Origin of the sequence: Noviherbaspirillum denitrificans (assembly GCF_002211445.1) — a bacterium.
Lineage (GTDB): Bacteria > Pseudomonadota > Gammaproteobacteria > Burkholderiales > Burkholderiaceae_D > Noviherbaspirillum > Noviherbaspirillum denitrificans.
In genome coordinates, this window is the sequence record NZ_LSTO01000005.1 from 41,953 (window position 1) to 55,206 (window position 13,254).

General features: G+C 59.6%; 14 protein-coding genes. 5 read left to right on the forward strand and 9 right to left on the reverse strand.

What is annotated here, in order from left to right; all coding sequences use genetic code 11:
• The first annotated feature begins 84 nt into the window (after positions 1-84).
• Entirely contained in the window at positions 85-534 is a 450-nt protein-coding gene (locus AYR66_RS25715; protein ID WP_088710441.1) for a DUF1931 family protein, read from the forward strand.
• Between the two features lie 53 nt (positions 535-587).
• On the opposite strand, the gene AYR66_RS25720 is transcribed toward AYR66_RS25715, so the two are convergent.
• From AYR66_RS25720 to AYR66_RS25750, 7 genes are all read right to left on the reverse strand, one after another.
• Complete coding sequence (locus AYR66_RS25720; protein ID WP_088710429.1) at positions 588-860, reverse strand: UBP-type zinc finger domain-containing protein; 273 nt, start codon at positions 858-860, stop codon at positions 588-590.
• A gap of 35 nt (positions 861-895) precedes the next feature.
• Positions 896-2,167 (reverse strand): FAD-dependent oxidoreductase, encoded by a 1,272-nt coding sequence (locus AYR66_RS25725; RefSeq protein ID WP_088710430.1) that lies wholly within the window; start codon positions 2,165-2,167, stop codon positions 896-898.
• A 240-nt stretch (positions 2,168-2,407) separates the two neighbouring features.
• On the reverse strand, positions 2,408-3,583 hold the full coding sequence (locus AYR66_RS25730; RefSeq protein ID WP_088710431.1) for a class-III pyridoxal-phosphate-dependent aminotransferase: 1,176 nt from the start codon (positions 3,581-3,583) through the stop codon (positions 2,408-2,410).
• Positions 3,584-3,626: 43 nt separating this feature from the next.
• Entirely contained in the window at positions 3,627-5,765 is a 2,139-nt protein-coding gene (locus tag AYR66_RS25735) for a putative bifunctional diguanylate cyclase/phosphodiesterase (RefSeq protein ID WP_088710432.1), read from the reverse strand.
• Positions 5,766-6,215 carry a thioredoxin TrxC gene (gene trxC / locus AYR66_RS25740; protein ID WP_088710433.1) on the reverse strand — a complete coding sequence of 150 codons (450 nt, stop codon included), beginning with the start codon at positions 6,213-6,215 and terminating at the stop codon, positions 5,766-5,768.
• 200 nt (positions 6,216-6,415) lie between these two features.
• Positions 6,416-6,751 carry a DUF5335 domain-containing protein gene (locus AYR66_RS25745; RefSeq protein WP_088710434.1) on the reverse strand — a complete coding sequence of 112 codons (336 nt, stop codon included), beginning with the start codon at positions 6,749-6,751 and terminating at the stop codon, positions 6,416-6,418.
• Positions 6,752-6,829: 78 nt separating this feature from the next.
• Positions 6,830-7,432 carry an HdeD family acid-resistance protein gene (locus AYR66_RS25750; protein WP_088710442.1) on the reverse strand — a complete coding sequence of 201 codons (603 nt, stop codon included), beginning with the start codon at positions 7,430-7,432 and terminating at the stop codon, positions 6,830-6,832.
• Positions 7,433-8,221: 789 nt separating this feature from the next.
• On the opposite strand from AYR66_RS25750, the gene AYR66_RS25755 reads away from it, so the two are divergent.
• From AYR66_RS25755 to dnaK, 3 genes are all read left to right on the forward strand, one after another.
• Positions 8,222-8,674, forward strand: coding sequence for a PRC-barrel domain-containing protein (locus AYR66_RS25755; protein ID WP_088710435.1), 453 nt, complete (start codon positions 8,222-8,224; stop codon positions 8,672-8,674).
• A gap of 427 nt (positions 8,675-9,101) precedes the next feature.
• On the forward strand, positions 9,102-9,680 hold the full coding sequence (gene grpE, locus AYR66_RS25760; protein WP_088710443.1) for a nucleotide exchange factor GrpE: 579 nt from the start codon (positions 9,102-9,104) through the stop codon (positions 9,678-9,680).
• Positions 9,681-9,761: 81 nt separating this feature from the next.
• On the forward strand, positions 9,762-11,699 hold the full coding sequence (dnaK, locus tag AYR66_RS25765) for a molecular chaperone DnaK (protein WP_088710436.1): 1,938 nt from the start codon (positions 9,762-9,764) through the stop codon (positions 11,697-11,699).
• A 107-nt stretch (positions 11,700-11,806) separates the two neighbouring features.
• Here dnaK and AYR66_RS25770 read toward each other — a convergent pair whose 3' ends face one another.
• Together AYR66_RS25770 and AYR66_RS25775 are read right to left on the reverse strand one after the other, a co-directional pair.
• Positions 11,807-12,040, reverse strand: a complete 234-nt coding sequence (locus AYR66_RS25770; protein ID WP_088710437.1) for a hypothetical protein — start codon at positions 12,038-12,040, stop codon at positions 11,807-11,809.
• A gap of 50 nt (positions 12,041-12,090) precedes the next feature.
• Positions 12,091-12,657 (reverse strand): Hsp20/alpha crystallin family protein, encoded by a 567-nt coding sequence (locus tag AYR66_RS25775; protein ID WP_088710438.1) that lies wholly within the window; start codon positions 12,655-12,657, stop codon positions 12,091-12,093.
• A gap of 167 nt (positions 12,658-12,824) precedes the next feature.
• Here AYR66_RS25775 and AYR66_RS25780 point away from each other — a divergent pair.
• The coding region (locus AYR66_RS25780; protein ID WP_234815094.1) for an LLM class flavin-dependent oxidoreductase at positions 12,825-13,254 on the forward strand (430 nt) is incomplete at its 3' end.

The following is a 13,254-nucleotide window of genomic DNA, read 5'->3' on the forward strand; positions in this document are numbered from 1 at the left end:
CGGCGGAGATGCGGCACGCCACGCCGGACCGGCATGATTTTCGCGTCAGATTCAGCCACCATCTACATGAAAGGAAGCAGCATCATGGCACTGATGAGCATACCCAAGTTCGAACGCCTTTTTCGTGAAGCCGGGAGCCTCGATGTCGACAAGGAAGACTTGCGGCGCTACGAAGAATTCATCGCCCACAAGACGCATGACCTGCTGTTGCTGGGCCAGGCCCATGCCAGGGCAAACGGCCGCGACGTCATTGAACCGTTCGACCTGCCGGTCACGAAAGGATTGCAGGAGAACATGCACGCCTTCCGCGACATCAACGAGGACATCGACCTGGAGGGGATTCTCGACCAGATGACGCCGCTGCCGCCGCTCGACCTCGAGTACAGTGACGACATGCGCGCCAAACTGCCGGAGGTCGCCGGCGGCCTCAGCGTCGCGCTCGCGCATAGCCTGAAGATTGTCGAGCCGAAGTTGAAAAATCCGGCGCCGGAGCATTGGGACCGCGCGTTTCGCCTGTTCGACGAACTGATGTGAGTGCAGTGAGCACAATCCGGACGCCGCTATCCGGCGTCCGGACCCAAAAGCCATTACTCCGCCAATTCTCCGGCCACGACTCTATCCACGTAACACCAGACCCAGGATTCACCCGCCTCGATGGACCGCACCAGCGGATGGCCCGAGGTGATGAAATGTTTGCTGGCATGCCTGTTAGGCGATGAATCGCAGCATCCTACATGTCCGCATGAAAGGCACAGCCGCAAATGCACCCAGCTGCTGCCAGTCTTGACGCAGTCTTCGCAGACATGCTTGTCGGTATCGGTGATCCTGATCTGGTCGAGATGAGCGCATTCCTGTGCCATTGCAATCTCCGGGAGTGGCGGCCAACGGGGGCCGTTCAGCAATTCGACAAATATCGATGCACCAGTGCTACCGCCATGGCTCCTTCGCCTACGGCGGATGCACACCGTTTCACCGATCCGTGGCGCACGTCCCCGGCGGCAAACACCCCCGGGACATTGGTTTCCAGGTGATACGGTTCGCGGTCCAGCTGCCAGTTGGCCGGCCGCTCACCACCGTGCAGCAGATCCGGCCCGGTGAGGAGATAGCCTGCGCTGTCACGTTTGATGCCGACTTCGGTCGCCCACTCCGTCTGCGGCACGCCGCCGATGCACACGAACAGCCAACGGGTTGGAACCTTGTATTCGCGGTTGTCCTTGCGGTCGGCTAACGTAATTTCCTCCAGCACCTCCCCGCCGTGCAAGGCAACCACCTCGGTGCGCGGCAGCACGAAGATATTCGGTGTGGAACAAATGCGGTCGATCAGGTATTGCGACAGCGTGCTCTTGAGCGAATCGCCTCGGATTGCGATGCAGATGCGCCGGGCGAATTGCGCGAAGTACATCGCGGCTTGGCCTGCCGAATTGCCGCCGCCCACGATATAGATGTCCTCGTCCCTGGTCAGCGTCGCTTCGCTGGCACCGGCGCCGTAGTACACGCCCGCCCCGAGAAACCTGTCTTCATCGGGCACGCCGAGCCGGCGATATTCGACGCCGGTGGCGCAGATCGAGGCATGGGCCACGATCCGGGTGCCGTCCTCCAGATAGCCGATTCCTTTCCCGGGATGGAATTCGGCGCGCACACCCTTGCGCGCCAGCAGGATTTCGACGCCGAACTTGACCGCCTGGTCGCGTGCACGCGCGAACAGTTCCGCGCCGCTGATCCCCTCGGGAAATCCCAGATAATTTTCGATCCTGGAGCTGCTGCCTGCCTGTCCTCCGAGCGCCCAGCGCTCCACGAGCACAGTCTTGAGACCGTCCGCGGCGCCGTAGACCGCCGCGCTAAGCCCGGCCGGTCCGGCGCCATAGATGGCGACATCGTACTCGGAGCGTGAGGGGCTGGCGAACCATCCCAGTTTCTCGATGATCTGCCGGATGGTCGGACATTCCAGGCGGCTGCCGTCCGGGAAGACGCAAACCGGCAACCGCGAATCCTTCAGGCTCTGGACCTTCGCCACAGAGCGCGCCGTCTCATCGCTATCGAGCTCGATCCACTCGAACGAAATACCGCAACGATAAAGAAAATCGCGGATGGCATATCCTTCGGCCGCGCCGCGCCGGCCGCAGACCTTCACGAGCGGAGGTCGATCTGCTGTGGGTTGTTCCTGCATACATTCCTCTGCATATCCGCGTGTAGATACCGCTGGCTTCATCATCCGTATATCCGTGTCTTGCAGGAGCATGGAGCCGCCGCAAGGCACAAGAAGAATGCAAAATTCGAACCCGGGAGCGGACAAGGTTCGTACAGCACTGCGCCGCGCGTGGGCCGCTCCTGGGTTGGACGCGCCGATGTTGTCGAGGCACAGTGAAACATCAACGCGCTCAAGCGGACATCGATACCGAATGCCGCCTCATATACATCGTTCAAGAATGTCGAGCCCCTGCGCGGCCACCGCCCGATCGATGTTCAGCGCCGGCAGCAACAGCAGGCTATCCCCTTCGTTCGCCACCAGCAGTCCTTCGTGCCGGCATTTCGCCTGAACCTCCGCCGCATGGCTTTCATCGCCGAAGTCCACGCCGATCGCAAGCCCGGCAATCCTGAAACTTGCCGGTTTCTTGAAAGGCATCGCCATCAATCGCTCCCGGCAATACGCGCTTGTCGTGGCGACATCCTTCAGCAAGCGTTGACTATGCCTTGTGATATAACCGAGCGCCGCGATCGCGACGGCGACGCTGCGCGGGTGCCAGCCATAAGTGGAATAGAAATGCCCTTTTTCTTCCATGGATTTCGCCACCGGCGCCGTCGCGATCATCGCGCCCATCCCGCCAAGCCCGCCGGTGATCGCTTTGGCCACGCACATGATGTCCGGTTCGATGTCGAACTGTTCCGACGCGAACAGCGTTCCTGTCCTGCCGAAACCGGTTGCCACTTCGTCCATGATCAGCAGCGTGCCGGTTCTCCTGCACAGATCCGCGAGGCCGGTCATGAATTCGGGTTCGGGAATGAGCACGCCGAGATTGATGCTGATCGGCTCCATGATGAATGCGGCGACATCTCTTTCTTTCAGCAGCGTCTCAACCCGCGCCAGCGATTTCGCATTCAGTGGGGGTTTGATCTTGTAGCAGCGGGTGAGCAGATTCTTGCAGTCTTCCCGGTATTCCGAGGCGCCGACACTAAGCCCGCCTATGGTATTGCCATGGTAGCTGCCCTCCAATGAGACAAACTTCGACCGGCCGGTGTGCAGCATGGCCGCCTGCAAGGCAAGGTCGACGGCTTCCGAACCGCCGGTGGCTCGGAAACATTTCTTCAACGAGCCGGGCGACATCGATACCAGAAGCGATGCGAGTTCATTCCATGGTGCGTAAGAGTAGCCGGGATACACATAATCGGGGCCTTCAAACAGCGCAGTCGCTTCCAGCAAAACCAGATTGCCCCAGCCAAAATTTCCGACACACCAGCCCATCAGGAAGTCGACATACTGTTTTCCTTCGACGTCGAAAAGATAATTGCCGTCGGTCCTTGCGACCTGAAGGTCCTCAGGACTTTCCCTGGCGAGAAACTGGCTTTCCTCAGATTTGCTTGCCATGCGGTTCCTCCAAAGTGAAATTTCACGGTTGACGAACGGCTAGCTACATCTCCGTCTTGCTGCTCTGGCTGCGGTGCAAAAGGAAATCCGTGGGCGGCTCGCGCAGCAGCGTGGTCAGCTGTTCCGCCGGCAAGGGCCGGCAGAACAAATAACCCTGCACCATGTCGCAACCGCTGTCGTACAGCCGGGACAGTTGCTCTGCAGTCTCCACGCCTTCAGCAAGAACGCCGAGTTCCAGGCGATGCCCAAGGGTGATGATGCCGTCTGCAACGGCAAAGCTCCTGGAATCCGTCGAAAGTTCGCGCACGAATGACTTGTCGATCTTCAGCGTATCGATGGGAAACCGCTTCAGGTAGCTCAGGCTTGAGTAACCCGTGCCGAAGTCGTCCAGTGAAAGATGAATGCCCATCCCTTTAAGGGCGGACATGGTTTCCATTGCCGTCTCAACGTCATCCACGAGCATGGATTCGGTCAGCTCCAGTTCCAGCGCATCGGGAGCGAGATCGCAATCATGCAGGATGCGCCCCAGCTGGCCGGTCAGGCTTTTTTGCCGGAACTGCCGTGCCGACAGATTGATGGCCATGCGCCCGACCGAAATCCCCTCCCGCGACCACACGCCAAACTGGCTGCAGGCCTCGTGCAGCACCCATTCGCTGATCGGGAGGATCAAGCCGGTTTCTTCGGCGAGCGGGATGTACCGTGCCGCCGACTTCACCCCTTTTTCCGGATGCCGCCATCGCAGCAATGCCTCCACGCCGCAGATTCTTCCCGTGGGCAGGCACACTTGCGGCTGATAATAGATGAGCAGTTCCTCGCGCTTTAACGCCCTGCGCAACGCTGTTTCCATCGGCAGGCGGCCGGGGTTCCTGCTCTCCGAGCTTGAAGAGTAGACGTGCATCGTGTTGCCGCCATGGCGCTTCGACCTGCCGAGCGCGGTGATGGCGCTCTTGAGCAGTTCCTCGGCGGCATCACCATCCTGCGGATAAGTGGCCATGCCGATACTGCAGCTGATGAAGATCTCCTGCTGCTCGACTGAAATCGCTGCGGCCATCGAGTCGAGTACGCATTGGGCCAACGCCGCCGGCACGGCCGCGTCGTCCGGACCGGGCGCGATCACCATCGCAAATTCATCGGCGCTCAGGCGCGCGATCATGTGCACGCCGCGCGCGCAATCCACGATTCTCCGCGCCGCGTTGCGCAACACCTTGTCGGCGCTGCCATGGCTGAGCGCTTCCTGGACCAGTCTTAACCGGTCCAGGGCGATCACCATGACGGTGACGGGCGACCGGGCCGCTTCCGCGCGCACCAGCAACTGCTGCAAATGTTCGCTCAGCAAAGTGCGGTTAGGCAGGCCCGTCAATGCATCATAGTGGGTCATGTGATAAATGCGCCTTTCCGCCGCCTTGCGCTCATTGATATCGAGCGCGTGGAAAAAGCAGTATTCTTCGCCGCCGTATTCGATGTAGCTGGCTGACACGTCGACCGGAATCTCATGCCTGTCCACATGCCTGTACACCGACTCGAACCGCAGCATACCGCGCTGTTTCAGTTCCTCCCAGCGCTCGGACCACATGGCCGCGGACAACTGGAGGTCGATGTCGGAGATGCGCAGGTTAAGCAAATCATTGCGGTGGTAGCCGAGCAGGCGCGAGCAGGCATTGTTGGCATACAGGATACGTCCATCGGGAGCCAGCTGAAATATCGCGATTGACGCATTGTCCACGGCGAACTGGGTGACGCACAACGCATGTTCGGCCAGGTTGCGCTGCGTGATATCGCGCGCCGACGGAATCAGATAGACAACCTCGCCGTGGCGGCCGAATACCGGGTAAAGCGTGAAATCCGCGGTCCGTACCTGCCCCTGCGCGTTCTGGAAAGGAACTTCGAAGCGGGAAGTCACCCCCTGGGCGCCAGACTGGATCGCGTCGCGCAGCCTTTTCCTCGCTATCTCCGAAAAGCTCCACCAGGGCGTGGCGTCGAATGGCTTGCCCAGCACGTCTTCCAGTTTGGCTCCCACCGCTTCGAGCGCTGCCCGATTGGCGTAGGTCAGGATGCCGTCAACGGTCAACAGGCCGACGAACACGGACGGGCCGAGGCTGTCCAGCACATCCCGTAGCTGCTGCTCGTTGCCGAAGCCGGATGCCGGCATTTCCCGCCGGCCTGAGTCTTCCATGCCGTTCATTTACGCAGGCTGTGTGCGGGCCTGGGACTGCGCCCATGCAATGATGCGCCCGGCATTCATGGCACCGGCCTGGCGCGCGACTTCACGTCCATTGATGAACAGCGCGAGGGTGGGAATGCTGCGAATGCTGTAACGCGTGGCCAGGTCCTGCGCCTTTTCGGTATCCAGCTTGAGAAGGCGGAACCTGGGCTCGAGGCGTTGCGCGGCCTCTTCATACGCAGGCGCCATCGTCAGGCAAGGGCCGCACCACGGCGCCCAGAAATCCACCAGTACCGGGATGTCGTTGCGCGTGACATGTTTCGTGAAGCCGTCGCGATCGACCTCGACAGGTTTCGCGGTAAAGATGGCGCGCGAACATTTGCCGCAGCTCGGCTGTTCATTCAGGCGCTCTGCCTGGAGACGGTTCACGGTAGCGCAGTGAGGGCAGACAATGTGTAGAAAGTCGCTCATTGGAATCCTCCAATAAATTCCTGGCATCCGCTTCATTGATGCGCCGACAGGTTCGCCGAGGCGGTCGAAGCGCAACAAGCCCCGGACCTGAAGGTCCGAAGCTTCGATGCATCTCACCGGCGTGGTCGGCCGAGTCCACGCCGGTGAGACAGGCTGGCGGCCGTTCGCTTGCGCCCCGCAAAGACCCGCATGCCGCGCGATCACGGCGGCGGCAGCATCAACGGATCGCGCAATTTGATGATGTGATGGAAGTCGTCGTTATCGATCACCTCCACGCTGCTGAGATCAGCTGCGGTCTGGTCCACGAACACGTCGCGCGGCTTGTGGATCATGTGATCCAGTCCCTCAAGTACAACTTCGACAATGTCATCTTTCGGATCATAGGTAATGCCCAGCAGAGGCAGCCATTCGGCCTCGATCTGGCTGCCGGTGGCAAGCGCATCGACTTCGACTTCGGCACGCTTTCCGTCGAGGACTTTCGACATGCTGTCGAAATAGGCATGCCATTTCGGCTTTTCAAGTTTGGATAAGGCCATGAAGTCTCTCCGTTGTCTGAATGACGGGTGGACAGGCATATTAGTCATGCATTGCCGGCGTCCGCCCAAACCTCTAGGTCAAGGATGGGCCGCCGCCATGCGGCGGTCCGGTATGGTCCGCCTGTCTTTCTCCATCTTCGACGTCCCTTTGGTCTTGGCGCGCAGGCGGAATGCGAACGCAAGAAGCAGGATGCCGCTGAAGCTCGCATAAAAGCTGATGAGCCAGACGAGCGCCAGCGCCCCCGCATCGGGGAACAGGAAAACCAGAACGCCGAATGCGATCGAAGCGACGCCGTTCAGGATCAGCAGCCCCTCGTTCCGGATGGTCTTGCGCAAGCGCACTGCCGTAGCGATATCCAGCACACCGGTAATCAATGCATTGGCACCGACCACAAGGACCAGGACCATCGCGGTCAGGCCGGGATGGATGGTTGCGACGACACCCGCGCCGATACTGACCAGGCCGACCATCAGCGGCAGCCACCAGTCTTCGTTGCTTTTCCTGCTTCTTACGGAGCCGACTACGAGTACAGCGCCGGTGAGCAGCGCATAGACGGCAAATATGGTTGCAAATGCCAGCAGCGTCAGGTCGGGCCAGGCCAGCGCCAGCACGCCGAACAGAATGGCGATCACGCCGCGCAATGCAAGCATGCGCCAGGATCTCGAAAGCATTTCGTTCATCCCGATAACCTCCTTCGTAACAATATTCGCCGACTCGGCTTCCGCCGCGAGGCGGTCCCGGTCAGCCTGCCCTTCGCAATTGATATGCCAACACGGGAAGGCAAGGCACGGCATTTGCTGGAGTTCTGTACCAGCCGTTTTTCGCCCGCACATGACCACGCGTTTTGATTTGGTGTGAACGCTTCAGTGACCAGTGATGAGGCATGCGACGATCGGTCACACGGATGCGAAATACTTGGCCACGAGCTTCCGCCGCAGCGGCGAACAACAGTGCTAAGTCGAATCCGCCCTCGTCGGAACACAAGCACACCTGCTCAAAAATCGCCCCGCTCCGTGTAATGCGTACATTGTTCAGGTACTTTGTTCAAACGGCGATTTGGCGCTTCTCCGCAGGCCGCATGTAGCCTGCAAAAGATCGGATCGGTGACACCTGCGCCACGTGTGTTAGTTACAAAGGCGCTGAATATCGTGCGGATTCCTCGACATTTATCGTCGACAGCGAAGGGACGCGATCGGAACGCCCCGGTCATTGCCAGTTGCGGCACCGCCTTCTGCAAGCGCGGTTTCGTGTCGTCGGCGTCGTCATGCTGTCCCGGTGCCTGTTTTCAAGGCATACGAATTGCAGACGCTTGCATGATGCCCTCATACCTGGAATGGCGGCGTGGAGGCCCTTTAGAGGCCAAGCGATAGGAATACGCATCCTGATTTGTCGCCTGCATGCCTGCACGCATATTCGTGCAAGGGCGTCGTCACTGTCCGAAAGGACAATCCATCGAGAAGGAAATTGCCATGAACCGTCCAATCATCATTCCCGCAACCATCATTCTGTATCTTCTCTCTGGTGTCGCAGCGGCTCAACAGAGTCGGTCCGACAGCTCCGGCGCATCCGGCACCGCGAGTCCGCCGGTTGCAGGCAAGGCGCCGCTCGGGGTCGCCGTGGTGGAAATGGATGCAGTGGTTCACGGATGGAGCGCAAAAAAGGATTTGCTGGACAAGACCGTGACGAACGATCAAAAGGAAAAAATCGGGAAAATCGAAGACATGATCGTCACCCGGTCCGCTGATGCGAAACTCCCGGTTGCCTCATTCGCCATTATCGGCGTCGGCGGATTTCTCGGGATCGCAAAGAACGACGTGGCGATACCGATGGAGCAGATCAAGTTGGAAGGCAGGCAGCTCGTTCTACCGGGAGCCACGAAGGCCGCGCTGAAGGCGCTGCCGCCCTTTGTGTACGCTCAGTAATGTATGACCTGCCGGTGAATAAGCAAATATCTTGTCGATTCTAGCTGCAGATACTGCGGTGCGCGGTATCGCACCGCAGACCTCCTCAGACCTTCTTTCGAACCGCGCAGCAGCTTCTCACCATGTCGCAATGACCTCGCCGTGGCATGTTTCGCATGCCGGGCATGGAGACGCTCGGTGCAGCACGATTTGTACGCCGACCTGGTGAGTGGATTGCGGCTGGCGACCACGCATCGAACATTCGCCTCCATTCAGGCAGGTACGCATCCTGCAATGCGACTTCATTAGTCATTGCATGGGGCGGGTTCGGCCCGTTTCACCAACTTTCGGATGGCGCAGTCGTCATCCCGAAGAACGTGATACGGGAATGCATTCCCGTTTTCATTTTTTAAAACGGCGATCGCCGATGCATGCCGGAGATGATTTGATGCAGAACCAAAACGAAGTGAGTAACCGGGAAACCACCGCGGAGACACTTTCGCAGCCTGACGCAGCGCCCCAGGATGGCGAACATGCGCGCACTGGCAAACCGTCGCTGGAGGAGCGGCTTGCGCGGGCAGAATCGAGCCTCGCCGAAATGCAGGATTCCTTTTTGCGCGCCAAGGCGGAGATTGAAAACATGCGCCGGCGGGCACAGGAAGACCTCGCCAATGCGCATAAATATGCGATCGAGAACTTCGCCCAAACGCTGCTGCCCGTAAAGGACAGCCTGGAAATGGCACTCCAGGTCGAAACGCCCTCCGTGGAATCGCTGAGGGAAGGCGTCGACATGACGCTCAAGCAATTATCGTCGGCGTTCGAGAGAAACCGCCTGACGGAAGTGAATCCGAAGCCGGGCGACCGGTTCGATCCCGACAGGCATCAGGCAATTTCGATGGTGCCTTCGACCCAGCCGTCCAATACCGTCGTCAATGTGTTGCAGAAGGGCTATCTGATCGCGGACAGGTTGCTGCGTCCGGCCCTGGTCACCGTTGCGCAACCGACTACGGGAGGTAATTCAAGCTAAGCGACCGCAGCCTGAGCCGCTGCATCACTGTTACTGCTGCCCGCATAGCCGGGCTACTCAACAAACCGAAGGAGCAAAGCAATGGGCAAGACGATCGGTATTGATCTTGGCACCACCAATTCATGCGTTGCCATTGTAGAAGCCGGGCAGCCAAAGGTCATCGAAAACTCGGAGGGGGTACGCACCACGCCGTCTGTAGTGGCATACCAGGAAGACGGCGAGGTTCTGGTTGGAGCGCCGGCCAAGCGGCAAGCGGTGACCAACTCCCAGAATACGATTTATGCGGTCAAGCGTTTGATCGGCCGCAAGTTCGACGAAGCGGAGGTGCAAAAGGATATTCACTTGATGCCATACAAGATCATCAAGGCGGATAACGGCGACGCCTGGATCGAAGTGCGCGGCAAGAAGTTCGCCCCGCCGCAAATCTCGGCCGAAGTACTTCGCAAGATGAAAAAGACCGCGGAAGACTATCTCGGCGCGGAAGTCACCGAAGCCGTGATCACGGTGCCCGCCTATTTCAATGACTCGCAACGCCAGGCCACCAAGGATGCCGGGCGCATCGCCGGACTGGATGTCAAGCGCATCATCAACGAACCGACCGCGGCGGCCCTGGCATTTGGCCTGGACAAGGCGCACAAAGGCGACCGCAAGGTGGCGGTGTACGACCTGGGCGGCGGCACCTTCGACATTTCCATCATCGAGATCGCCGATGTCGAGAGCGAAAAACAATTCGAAGTGCTGTCCACCAACGGCGACACTTTTCTCGGCGGCGAGGACTTCGACCAGCGCCTGATCGACCATGTGATCGGCGAATTCAAGAAGCAGAACGGCCTGGACCTGTCCAAGGACCCGATCGCGCTGCAGCGCATCAAGAGCGCCGCCGAGCGCGCAAAGATCGAATTGTCCTCGACCCAGCAGACGGAGATCAACGAGCCGTATATCGCCATGGCGAATGGCGCGCCGGTCCACATGAACATGAAGATCACGCGCGCCAAGCTGGAGGCGCTGGTGGAGGACCTGATCCAGCGGACCATCGAGCCGTGCCGTATCGCGATCAAGGACGCGAGCGTGAAGGCGGCGGACATTGACGACGTCATCCTGGTCGGCGGCATGACCCGCATGCCCAAGGTGCAGGAAAAGGTGAAGGAGTTCTTCGGCAAGGATCCGCGCAAGGACGTCAATCCGGACGAGGCCGTCGCCGTCGGCGCGGCGATCCAGGGCGCCGTCCTGACCGGCGAACAAAAGGATGTCCTGCTGCTGGACGTGACGCCCTTGTCGCTGGGGATCGAAACGCTGGGTGGCGTGATGACCAAGATGATCGGTAAGAACACCACGATTCCGACCAAGTTCAGCCAGGTGTTCTCGACTGCCGAGGATAACCAGCCTGCGGTAACGGTCAAGGTGTATCAGGGCGAGCGTGAAATGGCGGCCGGCAACAAGGCGCTGGGCGAATTCAACCTCGAAGGCATTCCGCCGTCGCCGCGCGGCCTGCCGCAAATCGACGTCACGTTCGATATCGATGCCAACGGCATCCTGCATGTCAGCGCGAAAGACAAGACGAGCGGCAAGGAAAACAAGATCACCATCAAGGCCAATTCCGGATTGACCGAAGATGAAATTCAGAAGATGGTGCGCGATGCCGAAGCCAACGCGGAAGAGGACATGCGCTTGAAGGAACTGGCGACCACCCGCAACGAAGGCGATGCGCTGGTGCATTCGACCAGAAAGGCGTTGGAAGAATACGGCGGCAGGCTCAGTCCTGCGGACAAGGACAAGATCGATTCCGCCATGCGGGATCTGGAAGAGGCATTGAGGGGCAACGACAAGTCCGTGATCGACTCCAGGATAGCGGCACTGACGACCGCGGCGCAAAAACTGGGTGAAGTAATGCAGGGAGAAGCCAGCGCACAGCAGGCAGCCCATTCGGCGGCGCAAGGTGCGACCCAAGGTGCGACCGATAGCGGCCATCCGAAAGAAGATGACGTGGTGGACGCCGAGTTCAAGGAGGTGAAGAAATAAGCTTCACGGCAAAGCCGCACTGCGCCGATTCGGGTGCAGTGCGGGGTGCAGTGCGGCGCAGTGACCGTCGGCCCGGAACATTCGCCGTCCGGGCCGCGATTTTCATGTCAATCGGCATGCCCTTGCATGGCCACAAGGTTTTCTATTTCGAGCTTGGCGTGCTCGACACTATCTATCAGCGCTGCATCGCGATAGAAAAATCCCGGCATGATGTTCTTCCGCTCGCTGACGAGCTTGCCGTCTTTCGAGATTTCATATCCCCCGAAGTACATGTCTTCACCTTCGGGGATGGCGATCGGACGGATGGCATACCCCTTGTATTCGATTTGCTGATGGTCCATGATCATCCTCCCTGTCCCCGGGGGGACGCGAACTGCCGGTTAATGGACGGTTAATGGACGGTAAGCCGCTTGGCCTGCGCCGCCTGTTTTTTCGGGAGCGTCAGCCGTAATACCCCGTTCTCCAGTTTCGCCTCCGCGCCGCTGTCATCCACCTCCGCAGGCAGCATGAAACTGACGGCATATCTTCTGTAGTAACGTTCCATTCGGGACTGCTGCCCCTGCGGTCCTGATTGCCCCGGTTGCGCGGACTGCCCTGATTGCGCAGACTGCCCCGATTGAGAGGGTTGTCCCGATTGCGCAGACTGTCCCTGTGGCGCCGTCGCTTCCATTCTTTCTTCCGCATCGATCGTCACGCGCCGGTTCTCGATCGAAATTCTGACGTCGTCTTTTTCGATGCCAGGGATATCCGCTTCGACTTCATATGCCTGGTCCGTTTCTCTCAGGCCCACGCGCGGAGTGATCACATCCTGATTGGTTCTTGACACGGGAGAATAGGGCGTGAGCGCGGAAGAAAACAGGTCTTCAAACATATCCTCGACCAACCGCCCCACCTGTTCATCGAGCGATCTGGGCCGGTATGCCAAACCATGCGAACCTTCACGTCTGACTAAGTTCATGACTGCCTCCTGGGAAAAATGGAGCGGAGCTCCGGTTGAACAGTACAAATCCGTCCACGAACCCTGTTTGCAAAATTCGGACCGGCCCTTGACCGCCGCATGTCGCCTGCGGCATGCGAATTGCTACATCCACCGAAACCGAATCATCACTCTGAGTGGAGAAAGAGATGGCGACCGCCAACATGCTGAGCACGAACAGGAATGCCAGGCTCGGCGACATGAAGGGGTTCCGGCGCATGTTCTCGCCGGACCGGCTTACGCTGGGCGTTTTCTTTCCGATCGAGTCCTTCGAGCGCGACCAGCCATCGATGCAGCACCAGGAATACCTTGCCCGCCGTGCCGAGGAACTGGGTTTCGCCGCGCTGTGGTTCCGCGATGTGCCGCTGCGCGACCCGAGCTTCGGCGATATCGGACAGGTGTTCGATCCCTGGGTCTATCTCGGCTGGATCGCGGCGCAGACACGCGAGATTGCGCTGGCCACCGGTTCCATCGTTCTGCCGCTGCGCCATCCGTTGCACACCGCAAAAGCCGCGGCATCGGTCGACCAGCTGTCCGGCGGGCGCCTGGTCCTCGGCCTCGCGTCAGGCGACCGGCCGG